General features: G+C 61.4%; 13 protein-coding genes, 2 tRNA genes and 2 rRNA genes. 7 read left to right on the top strand and 10 right to left on the bottom strand.

What is annotated here, in order from left to right:
• Positions 1-60 precede the first annotated feature (60 nt).
• The 5 genes from CHB87_RS16485 to CHB87_RS16465 all read left to right on the top strand — a co-directional run bounded on the left by CHB87_RS16485 (position 61) and on the right by CHB87_RS16465 (position 4,948).
• Positions 61-137 (top strand) — tRNA-Ile (locus tag CHB87_RS16485).
• A gap of 42 nt (positions 138-179) precedes the next feature.
• Positions 180-255: transfer RNA gene (locus CHB87_RS16480), tRNA-Ala, on the top strand.
• A 395-nt stretch (positions 256-650) separates the two neighbouring features.
• A 23S ribosomal RNA gene (locus tag CHB87_RS16475) occupies positions 651-3,584 on the top strand.
• Between the two features lie 190 nt (positions 3,585-3,774).
• Positions 3,775-3,891: ribosomal RNA gene (gene rrf, locus CHB87_RS16470) — 5S ribosomal RNA — on the top strand.
• Between the two features lie 712 nt (positions 3,892-4,603).
• Positions 4,604-4,948 (top strand): hypothetical protein, encoded by a 345-nt coding sequence (locus CHB87_RS16465; RefSeq protein WP_089409530.1) that lies wholly within the window; start codon positions 4,604-4,606, stop codon positions 4,946-4,948.
• A 190-nt stretch (positions 4,949-5,138) separates the two neighbouring features.
• On the opposite strand, the gene CHB87_RS16460 is transcribed toward CHB87_RS16465, so the two are convergent.
• From CHB87_RS16460 to CHB87_RS16440, 5 genes are all read right to left on the bottom strand, one after another.
• Positions 5,139-6,872, bottom strand: a complete 1,734-nt coding sequence (locus tag CHB87_RS16460; RefSeq protein ID WP_089409529.1) for a DUF4097 family beta strand repeat-containing protein — start codon at positions 6,870-6,872, stop codon at positions 5,139-5,141.
• Positions 6,873-6,874: 2 nt separating this feature from the next.
• Positions 6,875-8,149 carry a hypothetical protein gene (locus CHB87_RS16455; RefSeq protein WP_089409528.1) on the bottom strand — a complete coding sequence of 425 codons (1,275 nt, stop codon included), beginning with the start codon at positions 8,147-8,149 and terminating at the stop codon, positions 6,875-6,877.
• Positions 8,146-9,015 carry an anti-sigma factor family protein gene (locus CHB87_RS16450; RefSeq protein WP_176441812.1) on the bottom strand — a complete coding sequence of 290 codons (870 nt, stop codon included), beginning with the start codon at positions 9,013-9,015 and terminating at the stop codon, positions 8,146-8,148. The genes CHB87_RS16455 and CHB87_RS16450 overlap by 4 nt, the downstream gene beginning before the upstream one ends.
• 66 nt (positions 9,016-9,081) lie before the next feature.
• Positions 9,082-9,825 carry an RNA polymerase sigma factor gene (locus CHB87_RS16445; protein ID WP_245818045.1) on the bottom strand — a complete coding sequence of 248 codons (744 nt, stop codon included), beginning with the start codon at positions 9,823-9,825 and terminating at the stop codon, positions 9,082-9,084.
• Positions 9,826-10,024: 199 nt separating this feature from the next.
• Entirely contained in the window at positions 10,025-10,576 is a 552-nt protein-coding gene (locus CHB87_RS16440) for a superoxide dismutase family protein (RefSeq protein WP_089409525.1), read from the bottom strand.
• 164 nt (positions 10,577-10,740) lie between these two features.
• On the opposite strand from CHB87_RS16440, the gene CHB87_RS16435 reads away from it, so the two are divergent.
• Positions 10,741-11,997 carry a GGDEF domain-containing protein gene (locus CHB87_RS16435; protein WP_089409524.1) on the top strand — a complete coding sequence of 419 codons (1,257 nt, stop codon included), beginning with the start codon at positions 10,741-10,743 and terminating at the stop codon, positions 11,995-11,997.
• A gap of 56 nt (positions 11,998-12,053) precedes the next feature.
• Entirely contained in the window at positions 12,054-13,559 is a 1,506-nt protein-coding gene (locus CHB87_RS16430) for a S10 family peptidase (protein WP_089409523.1), read from the top strand.
• 71 nt (positions 13,560-13,630) lie between these two features.
• Here the strand turns inward: CHB87_RS16430 and CHB87_RS16425 are convergent, their stop codons facing one another.
• From CHB87_RS16425 to trpD, 5 genes are all read right to left on the bottom strand, one after another.
• The gene (locus tag CHB87_RS16425; RefSeq protein WP_089409522.1) at positions 13,631-14,242 is read right to left on the bottom strand and encodes a thymidine kinase; all 612 of its coding nucleotides are present in this window, start codon (positions 14,240-14,242) and stop codon (positions 13,631-13,633) included.
• Between the two features lie 47 nt (positions 14,243-14,289).
• The gene (locus tag CHB87_RS16420) at positions 14,290-14,595 is read right to left on the bottom strand and encodes a YbjQ family protein (RefSeq protein WP_089409521.1); all 306 of its coding nucleotides are present in this window, start codon (positions 14,593-14,595) and stop codon (positions 14,290-14,292) included.
• Positions 14,596-14,598: 3 nt separating this feature from the next.
• Positions 14,599-14,976, bottom strand: a complete 378-nt coding sequence (locus tag CHB87_RS16415) for a VOC family protein (RefSeq protein WP_089409520.1) — start codon at positions 14,974-14,976, stop codon at positions 14,599-14,601.
• 3 nt (positions 14,977-14,979) lie between these two features.
• Positions 14,980-15,321 (bottom strand): YbjQ family protein, encoded by a 342-nt coding sequence (locus tag CHB87_RS16410; protein ID WP_089409519.1) that lies wholly within the window; start codon positions 15,319-15,321, stop codon positions 14,980-14,982.
• A 68-nt stretch (positions 15,322-15,389) separates the two neighbouring features.
• The gene (gene trpD, locus CHB87_RS16405) at positions 15,390-16,451 is read right to left on the bottom strand and encodes an anthranilate phosphoribosyltransferase (RefSeq protein WP_089409518.1); all 1,062 of its coding nucleotides are present in this window, start codon (positions 16,449-16,451) and stop codon (positions 15,390-15,392) included.
• Between the last annotated feature and the right edge of the window lie 290 nt (positions 16,452-16,741).

Here is a 16,741-nt window from a genome sequence, read left to right as displayed (position 1 = left end):
GTTTCAAGCCGTTAGCACTTTAGCTAACGGCTTGAGTCCAGCACGAAAAGCTGCCGTACCGGGCCTGTAGCTCAGTTGGTTAGAGCGCACCCCTGATAAGGGTGAGGTCGGTAGTTCGAATCTACCCAGGCCCACCACCTTTGTTTGCCGTTTGTTTCGACGTGATTGTCGAGCCATATGGGGCTGTAGCTCAGTTGGGAGAGCGCCTGCTTTGCAAGCAGGATGTCATCGGTTCGATCCCGGTCAGCTCCACCAAGTTTCTCGATAGGGTAAGTAGAGCATCGACTCTGCTTGAGATTGGATCTCCGCACGCGCGGCGATCGACTCTTGAGCATAGCTCAAGCCGCCTCAGGGCGCGAAGCACGTGCAGGTAGTTGGCGTGACGATTTTTGACAACTGAATAGATTGGGTAAATATAACTACAAGGCTGAGCAATTCATTTCAGGTTGTATCTGAATGAGTTGTCAGTTATTGAGTGTCTTTAGAATATTCGAACTACGGTATGAACCGGCAGGCCGCAAGGCAGGCGCGACATATCGGAAGTTCACGGCGATGTATGGAACAAATGCAATGCACACAAACAGAGACTGATTAGATTATTCAGTACTCTAGTGCGGGTAGTATCTGCGCTGGATGCGAGTAAATTCTATGGTCAAGCTACTAAGGGCGCACGGTGGATGCCTTGGCAGAAACAGGCGATGAAGGACGTGGCAAGCTGCGATAAGCTTCGGGGAGCCGCACACAGGCGTTGATCCGGAGATTTCCGAATGGGGAAACCCACCTGGGCAAAACCCAGGTACATCCAACTGAATACATAGGTTGGCATGAGCGAACGGGGGGAAGTGAACCATCTCAGTACCCCCAGGAGAAGAAAGAAACCTCGATTCCGAGAGTAGTGGCGAGCGAAATCGGAACAGCCCAAACCCGTATTATTTCGGTAATTCGGGGGTTGTAGGGCCTGCAACAGTAGAGTTACCAATCTGGTCGCTAGCTGAGTCCTCTGGAAAGGGGAACCAAAGAGCGTGACAGTCGCGTAGGCGAAAGTGATCCAGACTCGAAGCAGGTACCTGAGTAAGGCGGGGCACGAGAAACCCTGCTTGAATCCACGGGGACCATCCCGTAAGGCTAAATACTCGTTTCTGACCGATAGTGAACCAGTACCGTGAGGGAAAGGCGAAAAGCACCCCATTGAGGGGAGTGAAAAGTACCTGAAACCGTGTGCCTACAAGCAGTGGGAGGACTATGGCCTTCGGGCAATGTCTGACCGCGTGCCTATTGCATAATGAGCCGGCTAGTTATTCTTGTCAGCAAGGTTAAGCGTGAGCGAGCCGCAGCGAAAGCGAGTCTGAATAGGGCGTTAAGTTGGCAGGAATAGACGCGAAGCGGGATGATCTACCCTTGGCCAGGTTGAAGGTGAGGTAACACTCACTGGAGGACCGAACCGGTGTTTGTTGAAAAAAGCTCGGATGAGCTGAGGGTAGGGGTGAAAGGCTAATCAAATTCCGTGATAGCTCGTTCTCTCCGAAATAGCTTTAGGGCTAGCGTCGTGCGAATTGGATCGGTGGTAGAGACATGGATGGACTAGGGGGCTTTCCGGCTTACTGAATCCAACCAAACTTCGAATGCCGATCACAACATACACGGCAGTCAGACTGTGGGGGCTAAGCTTCACAGTCGAGAGGAAAACAGTCCAGACCGCCAGCTAAGGTCCCAAAATTACAGTTAAGTGGGAAAGGAAGTCGGAACCCTCAGACAGCCAGGAGGTTGGCTTAGAAGCAGCCATCCTTTAAAGAAAGCGTAATAGCTCACTGGTCAAGGGGTCCGGTGCCGACAATACAACGGGGCTAAAACTGTATACCGAAGCTGCGGATGTCCGTAAGGACGTGGTAGGAGAGCATTCTGTCGTGGATGAAGCGTAACTGGGAAGATACGTGGACATTACAGAAGAGACCCTGCCGGCATAAGTAGCGATAATGAATGTGAGAACCATTCACGCCGAAAGTCTAAGGTTTCCTGAGGAAGGTTAATCCGCTCAGGGTTAGTCGGTCCCTAAGTCGAGGCCGAAAGGCGTAGACGATGGAAGTCCGGTTAATATTCCGGAACTCCCGATTTTTCGTTATCACGATGGGGTGACGCATAAGGATAAGCTGGACCTCCTATGGCTATGGGGTTCGATGCGCGTGAAGCTGTGATCGATAGGCAAATCCGTCGGTCTCCAACAGTGAGGCGCAAAGCAGTAAGCCGTATGGCTGAAAGCAGCTGATTTCATGGTGCCAAGAAAAACCTCTAAGGAGAGAGATTGGGAACCGTACCACAAACCGACACAGGTAGACGAGGAGAATATCCAAAGGCGCTCGAGTGAAAGCTTGTTAAGGAACTCGGCAAATTAGACCCGTAACTTCGGGAGAAGGGTCGCCCACCGCAAGGTGGGCCGCAGTGAAACGCGAACGGCGACTGTTTAACAAAAACACAGGTCTCTGCAAAGTCAAAAACGACGTATAGGGGCTGACTCCTGCCCGGTGCCGGAAGGTTAAAAGGAGAGGTTAGCCGCAAGGCGAAGCTTTGAATTGAAGCCCCGGTGAACGGCGGCCGTAACTATAACGGTCCTAAGGTAGCGAAATTCCTTGTCGGGTAAGTTCCGACCTGCACGAATGGAGTAACGATCGTTCGACTGTCTTAACGAGTTGCTCGGCGAACTTGTAGTACCGGTGAAGATGCCGGTTACCCGCAGCTAGACGAAAAGACCCCGTGCACCTTTACTATACTTTTACTATGAGTTACGGCAATTGCTGCGCAGGATAGGTGGGAGGCTTTGATGCCGGACTCTTGGGTTCGGTGGAGCCAACGGTGAGATACCACCCTGCGATTGTTGTGATTCTAACCTGCTTCCCTGATCGGGAAGAGGGACATAGTAAGACGGGTAGTTTGACTGGGGCGGTCGCCTCCTAAATTGTAACGGAGGCGCGCGAAGCTACACTCAGGCCGTTTGGAAATCGGCCGTCGAGTGCAAAGGCATAAGTGTGGTTAACTGCGAGACCTACAAGTCGAGCAGATGCGAAAGCAGGCCTTAGTGATCCGGTGGTTCTGTATGGAAGGGCCATCGCTCAACGGATAAAAGGTACGCCGGGGATAACAGGCTGATCGAAGCCAAGAGTTCATATCGACGCTTCGGTTTGGCACCTCGATGTCGGCTCATCACATCCTGGAGCTGTAGAAGGTTCCAAGGGTTAGGCTGTTCGCCTATTAAAGTGGTACGTGAGCTGGGTTCAGAACGTCGCGAGACAGTTCGGTCTCTATCTGCTGTGGGCGTAGGAGATTTGAAGAGGGCTGTCCTTAGTACGAGAGGACCGGGATGGACGAACCTCTTGTGTTCCAGTTGTCCTGCCAAGGGCACGGCTGGGTAGCGAAGTTCGGTTGTGATAACCGCTGAATGCATATAAGCGGGAAGCACGCTCTAAGATGAGATCTCCCAACCCAAAAGGGTTAAGAAGGGCCCAGGAAGACCACCTGGTTGATAGGCTGGAGGTTGAAGTGTGGCAACACATGGAGCTTACCAGTACTAATCGCCCGTTCGGCTTGTCCATAGAATTTACTCTGTCCAGTGACTTACATAGACTTCCTATACATCACTGTTCTAAAGTAAAACTCAATACAAGCTTTGTAGTTATATGTCATGACGGCATACTGCAAATGATCAAAAAGAAATAACAGGTAATACGTCTACCCAATCTATTCAGTTGTGGAAACTCGTCACAGTACGAATTTCTCAAGTTTGCCGGTGAGTTTACCGCGAGGGTCACACCCGTTCCCATCCCGAACACGGAAGTTAAGCCTCGCTGGGCCGATGGTACTGCACGCGTAAGTGTGTGGGAGATTAGGTGATCGCCGGCATAATTCACGCAAACGCCCCACCCAAAAGGTGGGGCGTTGCTGCGTCTGCTCCCCCTATTCCGCGAAGTTCCCTCGTCTGATCGACTTACGCTGTGGTCTCCCTGCAAAATATAGATCCGCAGGGGGTTATGGGTAAAATTTAGATTCCAGATGGGTTGCCCCTACTCCCTCCCTTTGGTCCGGCAAAACAAGCAAACGCAGGGTCCTTCGCTCCGCTCAGGATGACAGCGCCTGATGCTCTTCTCTTTCAGGATCGCACTTCCAGCAGGGGGTATAGGTCAGCTCTATCTCGTTACAAAGTGTGGGAGATAGGATCGATAGGGGCTTGCCAGGGATCGGGGCCAGCTCTCCCGGCGCTCTCAGTGGCTTGGATCGAGAGCCGTAAGCTCATTGTCCTAAGCCGTAGGTTCAAGGCACGGTTGCGCCACGTAGACGGGTCAGCCAATCGCGTGGCGAGAGGAACAGGCAACGACAAAGACGAAACACGGGGTTCTCTCCACTTCGCTTCGGTCGAGATGACGGGCGGATGGGTGGGGGGTGGCGACCCGGCTTGTAATCGCGCGACTAGCGAGAGGGTATAACGGCGGAGGAGAGTGGCGTATTTGGAAAACGAATACCAGTTCTGCTGGCGTGTGGGTGAGCACTATACTCAGGCCCATCGGGACATTTTGTTTGGACTCGTTTTCATCATTCCAGTTTGAAATGAGGCTCCATGACCATGAAAGTTCTCCGTCTTCTTTCGGCTGCGGCGAGCATTGTGCTCGTCATTGGCTGTAGCGCTTCTCCAGGTTCGTCGGGTCGCAGCCGCGACTTCAAGTCGACCACGGAACCGTATGGCAACCGTCATCCAGTGAAGGCCGATATCAATGCAAACGGCACGATCACCTGTGTGTCCGCAATGGGCAAGGGAACGCCGGCCTGCTATATCAATACGACGTCGGGCGGCTATCAGGTTGTTACTGCGGGGCAGTCGGTGAGCACGGGAACGGGCGGGACCATGATTCTGGCTTGCCAGGGAAGCGGCGCGTTGGCCTGCGTGGTGAATATTAAGGATTAGCGCGGGGTGGGTTGCGGCATAAAGAAGAACGGGCAATGACAAAAGCGAAGAGCAGGTGCTTCGCTCCGCCCAGGTGACAAGATCTCGAGCGAGACGACCTGAATTCGAGCCGCAAACCGATATAATCCGCAAATCGAAATGCCTGCACCCTTGAAGGGCTGCAGGCATTCGCTCTTTCGCACGGCTAGATTTACTGGTTGTTTGTGGCTTTCTGGGCTTTCCGGGCGGTCTCGGCTGCCTGGCGTTCCGCCTCCTGAACGGCCTTGTTGGCCTCCTGTTGAGCTTTTTTCGCCTCGGCAAGCGCCTTTTCGGCCTCGGAGCGCGGCGATCCGGGCTCTGCCGGGGGCTTGGGAGGGGTGGGGACCGCCGTCAGCTTCGGGGGAGCCGGCGGCGATGGCGGAAGCGGCGGAACGGAGGCCTTGTTCAGTGTGATGTCTCCATCGGTCGTCACGATGCGGATGCTTGGACCGCCCGCGCCGATCTTTCCGGTTGCCGAGTTGCGCTTGCCCTGGCTTTGCCGGGAGAGATCGAACTCGTTCTGGATATTTCCGTTCTGGGTGTCGGCCTGGACAGTGTAACCGGCGTTGTCCGGGACGGTGACCGAGACGGAGTCGTTGCGATTTTCGATGTTGATGTTGCCTGTCGGCGGCGCGGCGGTCACTTCGACCTTTCCGTTCCGGTTGCCGATCGAGATGTCGCCGGCCACGCGTTCCAGCGTGATGTTGCGATTGCGGGTGTTGAGGACGAACGGCCCGGACGCTTGATCGACGCTGAGGTTGGAGTCGGAGCTGATGTCCAGCTCGCCGTCCAGGCGACCGAGGCGGAGGTCGGTGCGGCTGGTCTTGAAGCTCGTATCTCCCGTGACGTGCTCCACGTGGATCGTTCCGTAGAACTCGCCCTGCATGCTGGCGCCGCCGCGGATCTCGCTCAACGTAATGTTCTGAGCGTGGCCGCGGAGGTCGACCGAGCCGGTGACGGAGTGCGCGGAAAAGTCGGAGCTGTTGCTGTTGATGTGCGTCGAGATGTCGCCGGTGATGGCCATGAGATCGACATCGCCATGGTTGGCCGTGACCGAGACGTTGCCTTTGATGGAGTCGACGTGGACGTCGCCGTGGTTGGTGGTGACCGTGGTTGCGGCGAAGTCCGGCACGCTGACGGTGATGTCGGTGGTGGCGCCCTCGACATAGGGAACGGAGAGTGTCAGCGCATTGCCGATGGTGGCCGAGCTGAGGTCGAGCTTCTGCATGCGAGAGTCGGCGCCGGAGTCCGTGCTGCTGAAGACAGTCCGATGGACGGTGACGTGGATCTGGTTGTCGGTGCTGCCGCCGCTGACGTGCGTATCGCCGTGCGGGTTGTCGATGGCGAGCGCCGTGCCGGGCTTGAAGTCCTGATCGATCGTCTGATCAGACTCGCGCTTTTCGCCGAGAAACTGCTCCCAGTTATCCGGCGTGATGGCGAAACCATGTTCCATCAGTTCTGGATTGCGAGCGATCTGGAAACCGCCGCCCACGAGCGAGAGCAGGATGAGTAGAAAGACCACTCCCGCGCCGATGCCGCGCCGGCCAACCGGAACGCCCTCGTGCTGCGTCACGGCGTCGATGCCCCATTCGATCAGGACGATGACGCCGGCGCCGATGAAGAGCAGCGGCCACCAGTGGGAGTAAAGCTCTCCGGCGCGCTGCATACTGACGCGTCCTGTCTGGATGAGCAGGAAGCCGACGCCGATGGCGACCAGGAGCAGCGGTCCAACGATGGAGGTGCGGCGCATGGCGCGCATCTGTTGACGGTAAAGGTCGCGCTGAGCCTGGGCAGCCTGCTTCTGAGCGCGGAGCTGGGCCTTGAACTGCTGACGGGCGGCGCGAGCCTGATCCTTGGCATTGAAGCCGTAGGGCGTCCCGGGTTGCGGTGGCGGATAGGTGGCCATGATTATCGTCCTTCCTCATCGCGCCGGGTGAAGGGTACGATCGACTGGGTGGTGGGCGCCGCGGAGGATGCGGGTTCCGGTACGGGCGGCATCGTCGGCGCGGTCGCGATATTGTTGTAGGTCATGCGTTCCAGCAGGGCCAGTGCGCCGGCAAGGATCAGAAACCAGGGCCAGCTATGCTCCCAGCGCAGGATGCGGAAGCCGTTCAACATCAGCATGAGCCCAATGGCGGACAGCCAGATGCTCGAGCGCAGCGCGCGGTAGAGTCGCAGCCGGTAGAACGGAGTGCCGTCGTCGGCCAGGCCGTGGCCCGTCTCGGTCAGCTTGTTGTAGAAGATCCAGCCGCCAAGGCCGACGAGGAGGATGCCGATGCACACGGTGCCGGAGATGAAATTGAAGAGTCCCGTATCGCCGATGAGGAAGAGCACGCCCAGGCCGATCAGCCAGATCGCTCCGCCGGGAAAGCGATTGCGCGGCGGCACGTACGGGGGGGCGTAGGGCGGTATGCCCGGATCGACCGCCGCGTATGCGGCGCCATAAGGCGGCATCGGCGGCACGGGAGGGATCGGCGGCACGTGTGCGTAGGTGTCTGCGGGCGCGCCCCAGCTCGCCTCGCGGTAGGTCTGCTGGCCGGTCTGCGTGTTCCACGGGCCGGGTTCGACCGGGGGAACGGGCGGCGCGGTGTAGGCGCCTGCCGTGGCGGGATCGGTGGGCGGCGTGTACGGGTTTGGCGTCGGAGGATACATGGGCCAACTGCGTCCAAAGCCCATGCGCTCGCCGATGTCGTTCAGGCCAAAGGGGTTGGGCAGGGGCATACCGTCGCGGCGGGCGCGCGCGGTGTGGTGCGCCTCGATCACCATGTAGAAGACCCAGCCTGCGACGAACAGGCCGAAGATGCCGTTGGCGTTCGAGAGCATGACGAGCGTGGCGAAGACCAGCAGATGCACGAGGCCCTTCGCGTACTGCTCGTTGTACATGGCGCCCACGCCGGGGATGAAGCCGAGCAGCGCGGCGAGGCCGGGATTGGGCACGCCGGTGCTGACCGGGGCCGTCCAACCACTCGCGGGGCCGGGGTCGACGGGTGTGTAGCCGGGTGCGCCGGCGGGGTTCGAGCCGGGCGTGCCGCCAAGGCGCGCCTCCAGGCAGGGTTCGCAGTAGACGGCGGGGCCTACGCGGCGGATGGTCTCCGCGGTCAGGGGCTTGCCGCAGTGTTGGCAGAAGGCTACGCGCTCTTCCGGATTGTTCGGCTCAGGACGGGTGCTGTCGAAGCTGCTCATACCTGTCCTCCTTCTTTGGTGATCTTCCGGGAGCTGTTGAGGCTGACGGTGTGGAAAGTGTTCTGGCGGTCCGGAGCGAAGTCCGGGGTCTCGCGGCGGCTGGTGCCGGGGCCGGGCTGGCGCTTCGGCTCCGGCTTTTCGGGTTGCTGCTCGGGCTTCGCGGCCGGCTTGGCGTCGCCGTCGGACTGGCTGCCGTCGAAGGCGTCTCGTCCCGGGCGATAGGGATTGCGGTCGTCGTCGTCGCTCTTCAGGCTGTTCAGGCGGGATTCGAGCTCGTAGACCACCGGCAGATTGTCGTAGTAGCGCACGGCGTGTCCGCGAACTGCGTTCAGATTGCGCGAGATGCCCGACGGGGTCAGGTCCGAGGCGTGAAGTTCGCTCAACCGGACGCCGGTCAGGTTCATGGTCAGGGCGATCGAGAAGAAGGCCATGGCGGCCGTCATCATCAGGCGCGGCTGCAGGTACGTCTGGCCGAGCGCGGCGACGCGGCTGCGGAAAGGGAGGATGACCCCGCGGGTTGGGTTGGATACCGGGGTCATCTTGGCGGGTACGAACGGAATCGTCCGGCCAAGTTCAATCTCTGTGGGGTGCGCGGTCTGGCTCTCGGCGCCGCTGGTCTGGAGGATGATGCGCTCCAGCAAGGCGGCCGAAGGCTCGGGGCGCGGCGTGCGCAGCATCTCCAGCCATGCGGCGCCGCGTTGGGCGTCGGCCAGCATCTGGCTGCAGGTTGCGCACGAGGCGATATGCCGGTCGAAGGCGGCCTGCTCCTGGACGCTGAGTGAGCCGTCGAGTGCGTCCATGATGCTGGCTTCGCAGAGGTCGCAGTCCATGCTGTAGGGGGGGCCGAATTGTGGGAAGTTCGCCATCTTATACCACCTGTCCATCTATCATGCGAATCGGAGTTGCGATCGACCAACCGGTAAGGAGTATCATCAAGCCCTACCTCCATCTATACGTGAAAGTAGCTTCGCAAGTTCCCCGCGACCGCGGCTGATGCGGCTCTTAACGGTGCCTTCAGGAACCTGGAGAACGAGCGCAATCTCTTTGTAGTCCATATCTTCGAGGTCGCGGAGGATGACCGCCTCGCGCAGCTCGGGCGACAGTTGTTGCAACGCTAATTGAATGCGCGCCTTAAGTTCAAGACCGGCGACATGCTGTTCCTGCGAGATGCCGGAATCGGTCAAACGGTCGGCCATGGTTGGGCCGTCCGGCTCTCCGGACAACGTCGCGTCCAGGCTTTCGCTTGCGCGTTCGAGCCGGGTGCGGCGGAAGTTGTCGACCAGCAGGTTGCGGGTCAGGGTGGTGATCCAGGTCTGGAAGTTGCCCTTCTGCTGGTCGAAGCTCGAAAGATTCCGGTAGACCTTCAGGAAGACATCCTGGGTCATGTCCTCGGCCTCGGTCGGCGAGCCGGTGAATCGGTAGCAGATGGCGTAGACCCGGCGGTGCTGGCCGGTCACCATCTGATGCCACGCGCGCTGGTCGCCGGCCATGCACTGGCGGACGAGCGCTGCGAGGGCGTCCTGCTCGGCTTGTTCTTCGGGCGTGCGCTGCAACCGGGCCTCGGGAGTTTTCTGGACTGGCAGCAGTGTAGCGTGCGCAGCCGCCTGCGGCGTACGTGCAGGCGGCTGCGTTTGCGGAGTCAACCCGCGAAAGCCGGTGATAAAGGAGATCGGCATGTGAAAGACGCCCATGCGCATCTATACGCAGGGGCGTCTTCTGTAGTTCCGTAGGTTTTCAGTGAGATCAATGCCTGGGCGCCCCATCCTTTCGGATTCTCGAAAGGGTGGGACGTACGCTGTCCGAGCTGGTTACGTCCCACCCTTCGCAGAGGCGCGAAGGATGGGGCACCCGAATGCTCTTTTCCGTTCACGGGAACTACATCGCTGGTGGGACGATGACGCCGCAGGCGATGCGATTTCCCGCATTGCCCGTCGGGTCGGTCTTCATGTCGTCGGCCTTCTCGTGGATCATGATGGCCGTACCGCCGTTGGCGAGGATGTCGTTTGCCGTGCCGGTGCCGATCGACAGGTAGTCGACTGTGAAGCTGACCTCGGCCGTGCCGCCGCCGTTGACGGTGACGTTCTGCGGCAGGTCGCCGGCGTGGTGGCCCAGGGGGTTCTGCAGACCGTGCTGCTTGGTCTCGGGATTGAAGTGGCCGCCCGCGCCCTTGAAGTCCGGCGCGTCGCAGACGGGCTTGGCGTGGATGTGGACGGCGTGGTCGCCCATGGGCAGGTTCATCAGCTTCAGGTCGATCTTCAGCTTGCCCTTTTTGGTCTCCTTGAAGGTGGCGGTCCCGGCGTCTTTGCCGTCGCTGGTCTTCAGGGCGATGACGGTTGCGCCGGGCTTGGCCTTGGCAAAGGCGGGCGTGGCGAGCAGCGTGATGGCGAGTGCGGCGGGGATGGCGAGGTGCTGGAGCTTCATGCGCATGGCGGTTGTCTTCTCCCAGAGCTTCTGTACAAATAGTACGGCGTATGAGCCATATCGCGTAGCGTCCCGATTTGGATGCGTGGGGGCTGGCGTTGCGTGTTCCACGTAACGAAAGTGTCATCGCCTGTCATACGTGCGAGTCCATAAGATGTCCGTTAGCGGCGATGACGACCAGTTTCCATTTCGATATTGGAACCCAATGTGCGGCTGCGTGCCTGCTGTGCCTGGTCTTCGGCGTGGTGTTGCTGCTGCTGGCGCGGCGCTTTCCGCATATTCGCGGGGCGCATGCCATGGCGCAGGGTTTCTTCTGTTCGAGCTTCGCCGCAGGCATCTTTCTGCTGCGCGGTCCGGTGCTGGATACGCCCAGCTTCGTGGTCGCCAACGGGCTGCTCTGGACCGGGTTTATCCTCTTCTACCGGGGCGTCGCGGAGTCGCTGCGCATGCGCCCCAGCTATGGCTTTCCCGTTGCCGTCGCGGCGGTTGGACTGGCCAGCCTGGCGATTCATGGACAGGTCGATACACAGATCATCACGCGCATCGGCATCATCTCGGCGACCAGCTTTTTGTTGAAGCTATATCTGGCGATCGGTGTGGCCCGGCATCGGCCGTGGTCGAGGCTGCAGCGCTGGACGCTTGGCTTCGTCGCGGCGTCCATGTTGGTTAATCTGCTCCGCAGCCTGGGTACGCTGGTGGTAGCGCCCTCGGCGAGCATCTTTCAATACGACCCGGTGCAGGCGGGCTACACCCTCAGTGCGCTGCTCAGCGCGCTGGGACTCGGCATTCTGTGCCTCGCGCTGGTGGGTCAGCAGGTGACGGCGGGCATCGAGCAGGATGCCCGGCGCGACACCCTGACCGGCGCGCTGAACCGGCTGGGCATCGAAGAGTTGATGGCCGTGGAGCTGGAACGCGCACGGCGCGGAGCGACCAGCTTCGCCATCGCGTTGCTGGATGTCGATAACTTCAAGGCCTTCAACGACCTGGGCGGGCACGCCGCCGGGGACGAGGTCCTGCGGCACGTCGTCGCTTCGATATCGAGGCAGCTCCGCCCGTACGACGCCTGCGGACGGCTGGGCGGCGACGAGTTCCTGATCCTGCTGCCGGGCGCGTCGGAGTTCGACGCCCAGGCGGTGTGCGACCGGATTCTGCGCGAGGTCTCGATGCGTCCGGCGGAGGGCGTGGCGGAGCCCATCCCCACCGTCAGCATGGGGTGGACGATCGCCAGCCGGTCCGACCTGGTCGCGGAGATCCTCGCCCGCGCCGACCGTGCGCTCTACAGCGCGAAGCAGCAGGGACGCAACTGCGTCCAGACGGAGATGAAGCCGCGCCGCACGCATTCGTCGCATGAGTTTCCCGTGCTGCACGCCGCGGAGACCTCCGTGCTGCGGCGGGTGACGGCGATGAAGCGGCGTTTTCGGGCATAGCCCCCCCCCGCATCCGATTCCAAACTGGATGCAACGCCGCGATGTATCGTTAATCCATGAATCTTTCACGCTTCGCTCCTGTCGTTCGCTGGGTCTCTGGCGTCGTACTGGCCTCGGTCTTCGTCTGTCTGCCTGCGGGTCTGCGGGCCGAGGACGACAAGCCTGCCAAGGCCGCCCCCGCCGCGCCGTCTCTGCCGGCCGATGCGCATGTCGCGCAGACGATCACGCTTGACGGCAAGCCGCTGCATTACACCGCGACTGTCGGGACGATCCAGACGAAGAACGGCGAGGGAAAAGCTACGGGCGAGGTCGTCTTCACCTCCTATGTCGTTGAAGGGAAGGACCGCCCGGTGACGTTTGCGATGAACGGCGGGCCGGGAGCGGCGTCGGTGTATCTGAATCTGGGGGCGATCGGGCCGAAGAAGGTGGCGTTCGGCTCGGAGGGCGATAGCCCGTCGGACCCGGCGGTGCTGCTGGATAATCCGGGCACGTGGCTTGACTTTACCGATATCGTCTTCATCGATCCCATCGGCACAGGCTTCAGCCGCTCGCTGCTGAACGAGGCCGACACGAAGAAGACCTTCTACAACGCGCAGTCCGATATCGAGTACCTGTCGCGCGTGGTGTACGACTGGCTGGTGAAGAATGGCCGCCTGAGCTCGAAGAAGTACTTCGTCGGCGAGAGCTATGGTGGGTACCGCGGGCCGCGCGTGACGCACTATCTGCAGACGCAGTTGGGCGTGGCGCTGAACGGCGTGGTGCTGGTCTCGCCCTATCTCAACCCGGCAATCGGGGATATGGGCGATCTGTCGCCGATTCCCTGGATGGTGACGCTACCGTCGATCACCGCCGCGCACTACGAGCGCGAGAAGAAGCTGTCGGACGCGACCATGGCGCCGGTGATTGCGTACACCCGCACGGAGTACGCGAGCGCGTTGATGAAGGGCCGGTCCGACCAGGCGGCGACCGACGCGATGATCGCGCATGTGACTGAAATTACTGGGCTTGATCCGGTCTTCGTGAAGCGCTCCGGCGGCCGGCTGGAGACGCAGGCGTATCTGCGCGAGGTCTTCCGGGCCGAGGGCAAGCTGGGCAGCCGGTACGATCCGAACGTGACCAGCTACGATCCCTTCCCGAACGATCCGGATCAGCGCGGGAACGATCCGCTGCTCGAGAGCATTATCGCGCCGACGACGACCGCGATGGTCAACTTCGTCACCCAGACCGTCGGCTGGAAGACCGATGCGCGGTACGAGGCGCTGAGCTACGACGTCAGCCGCGCGTGGGATCACGGCGGACCGGTGCTGCGGGCGGGCGCGGTGGAGGATCTGCGCGAGGCCGTCGCGGCCGACCCGAAGCTGCGCGTGACGGTCGCGCATGGTTGGAACGACCTGTCGTGCCCGTTCATGGGCTCGGTCCTGACGGTCGACCAGATGCCGCTGATGGGCGATGCGGGCAGGGTGCAGGTGAAGATGTATCCCGGCGGGCATATGTTCTATAGCCGGTTGAGCAGCTCGCTGGCGCTGCGCGCGGATGTGAAGGAGATGATGGCGAAGCACTGAGGTTGGAGCCGCCCCATCGATGAGCTGAGAGCTTTAAGCCGTATCGCTTAAAGCTCTCAGCTCATTTTTCGCTATACGCTCTGAATCGCTTCCAGCTCCAACTGCTCCGCTCCGTGCTCATCCTTCCAGGGATGGAAGTGCGCCCGGCAGCGCGCCTCGTACATGCCGGCGGCGCCGACCAGCACGAGCTCCTGGCTCTGGCCCAGACGCTGGGTGTGGATGGCGGGCTGGCCGCAGACCATGCAGACGGCGGAGAGCTTCGTCACCTCGTCGGCGATCGCCATCAGCGCGGGAATCGGGCCGAAGGGTTCGTTGGTGAATGTGGTGTCGAGGCCGGCCAGCAGCACGCGTTTGCCCAGGTGGACGAGGTCCATCGTATAGCCGACCAGCGCGTCGTCGAAGAACTGCGCCTCATCGATCCCGACCACCTCCACCTCGTCGAGCTGCAGATGCAGATTGTTGCGCAGGTCCTCGGTGTTCGTGACCGTGCGGGCCTCGTGCGTCTGCGAGGAGTGCGAGGCGATCGATGTCCGGTGATAGCGCAGGTCGATCGCCGGCTTGAAGCAGGCGACGCGCTGGCGTGCGATGCGCGCGCGCTTCAGGCGGCGGATGAGTTCCTCGGACTTGCCGGAGAACATGGGTCCGACGATGACTTCAATACGGCCTGGAGCGGGTTTATTCATGCCTGCACTATCGTAACCGCGCCGCGCCGGTGGAATTCACGGACGTTTTACGCGGGCACGGGCTCGACGACCACGGCGGTTCCATAGGCGATGACGATGCGCTCCTCATCGCCCGATGGCATCGTGTAGCGCATGCCGACGATGGCGTTCGCGCCCTGGGCGCCGGCCCGGCCGAGCATGTCGAGAAAGGCCTGGCGCATGCTGTCGAAGACAATCGCGCTTTGGCCGCCGGCGAACATACCGGTAAAAACCGACACGGCGACGCCTTCGGCCGTGCCCAGGCTGCGCACGATGCGGTAGCCGGGGAGCGCATCCGTCGTGACGACCAGGGCCGGGTTGATCGGAAGCTGCATCGCTTATGCCAGCGGCTGCCACAACTCGATACGGTTGCCCTCGGGATCGACGATCCAGGCGAAGCGTCCGAAGTCGTAGTCGTCACGCTTGGGGTCGATCTCGACCCCGGCGGCTGCAAGCTGTTCGAGCAGCGCGTCGAGGTCGTCCACGCGATAGTTCACCATCGCGCGCTGCGGCCCGGGGCCGAAGTACTTCGTGGTCTCGGCGAAGGTAGACCAGGTGGTCATGCCGGTGCCCTCGGGAACCTCGTCCTTCCAGAAGAAGCATGCGCCCTCGCCGGGCTTCACGGTGAAGCCGAGGTGTTCGGCGTACCAGGCGCCGAGCGCCTTCGGATCCTTTGCCTTCAGAAAGATACCGCCAATGCCCGTCACGCGCGCCATGGTTTAGATCTCCTCGACAACGACGGCCGTGCCGTAGGCGAGCACCTCGGTGACGCCCTGCATGACCTCGTTTGCATCATACCGGAAGCTGACGATCGCGTTCGCGCCATGTTGCGCGGCGTGCTGCATCATGCGGTCGAAGGCGTCCTGCCGGGTCTTCTCGCAGAGCGAGGTGTACATGGTGATGTCGCCGCCGACCAGCGTCTGCAGCGATGCGCCGATGGTGCCAAAGACCGAGCGCGAGCGCACGACGATGCCTCGGACCACGCCGAAATTGCGCGTAATGCGCAGGCCGGGGAGTTCGAGGGCGGTGGTGACGTTGGCGGCGGTGAGGGGGATCGGCATGGAATGGCTCCTTTGCTCCCCTTAACTTACGCCGCAACCGGCCGGAATGTTCCCTGTAGGATCTTCGATCAGGTCGAGAGATTCGCGACGAGTTCCGTTACGGAACCGGAGTCGATCGTTTCCCCGGCGATCTGGAAGCCATGGCCGAGGTGCTGCGCGACTCCGGCGGCGGTCAGGACAGCGGCGGCGTTCAGTTGCACGATGTCGCGGCGCGGGCCTTGTTCGCCGGCGAAGATGCTGCGGAGAATCTGGGCGTTTTCGGCTGCGTCGCCGCCGCGCAGCGCGTCGATGGGCGCGTGGCGGATGCCGAAGTCGGAGTAGGAGAGCATGCCGGCGTTTACCTCGCCGGCGCGCACTTCGGCGACCTCGCTGAGGCCGGTGATGGAGAGTTCGTCCATCGCGAGCGCGGCTCCGTCGCGTCCGAAGGGACCTATGTTCGTCCCGTGGACGACGTAGGCGTGGCGGACGCCGAGCAGCGCCATCGCCTCGGCGACCAGCGGGACCAGGTGCGCCGCGTAGACGCCCATCACCTGCGCCTGCGCTCCGGCGGGGTTGGTCAGGGGGCCGAGGATGTTGAAGATCGTCCGCACGCCGATGCCCCGGCGGATGGGCAGGACGGCCTTCATCGCCGGGTGGTGCGCGGGCGCCAGCAGGAAGGCGAAGCGATGCCTGCGCAGGGCGTCGGCGGCTTGATCTGGGTTCAGATTGACGGGGATGCCGAGGGCTTCGAGCACATCGGCCGAGCCGGAGCGCGAGGTGACGGCGCGGTTGCCGTGCTTGGCGACAGTCGCTCCGGCGGCGGCGGCGACCAGCGCGGCGGCGGTCGAGATGTTGAAGGTATTGGAGTTATCGCCGCCGGTGCCGCATGAGTCGACGAGGGTCCGCCGCTCGGCTTCCGAGAGCGGCAAAGGAATGACGGCGGCACGCATGGCGTCGACGAAGCCGGCGATCTCCTGCGGAGTCTCGCCGCGCGAGGCCATGGCGCCGAGCAGCGCGGCTACCTGGAGATCGGTTTGGTGCGAAGGCTCTTCGGTCAGGATGGACTGGAGGAGTGCGGCGGCCTCGGCGCGGGCGAGGGTCTCGCGGGCTTCGAGGATGCGCTTGAGGGCTTGCTGGAGGAGACTTGCCATGCTGGTTTCAAGGTTAGCAGGCGTATTTGCCTTAAGAGGAGTGGCATGTGCCCCTTTTGCCAAGGGCACGGCTTCAGACGTGCCGCAAACGTCGCCGGAGCCGTGCGGCTTCAGCCGCTGAGGTACGGTTTTCGGACGTGGCGGCACGGAGTTCAGAGCGTACCTCAGCGGCTAAAGCCGCACGGAACTCCGGGCTTCTGTGGCACGGCTGAAGCCGTGCCCTTAATAAAACGCCGTGGCAGACGCTCTAAGCCGCATCGGACAGCAGGAGTATGCATTGCATGGATACT

The sequence above is a fragment of the Granulicella rosea genome, assembly GCF_900188085.1.
In the GTDB taxonomy this organism is placed as follows: domain Bacteria; phylum Acidobacteriota; class Terriglobia; order Terriglobales; family Acidobacteriaceae; genus Edaphobacter; species Edaphobacter rosea.
The sequence above is the reverse complement of the archived record's forward strand: the minus strand, read 5'-3'. Positions and strand labels throughout refer to the sequence as shown.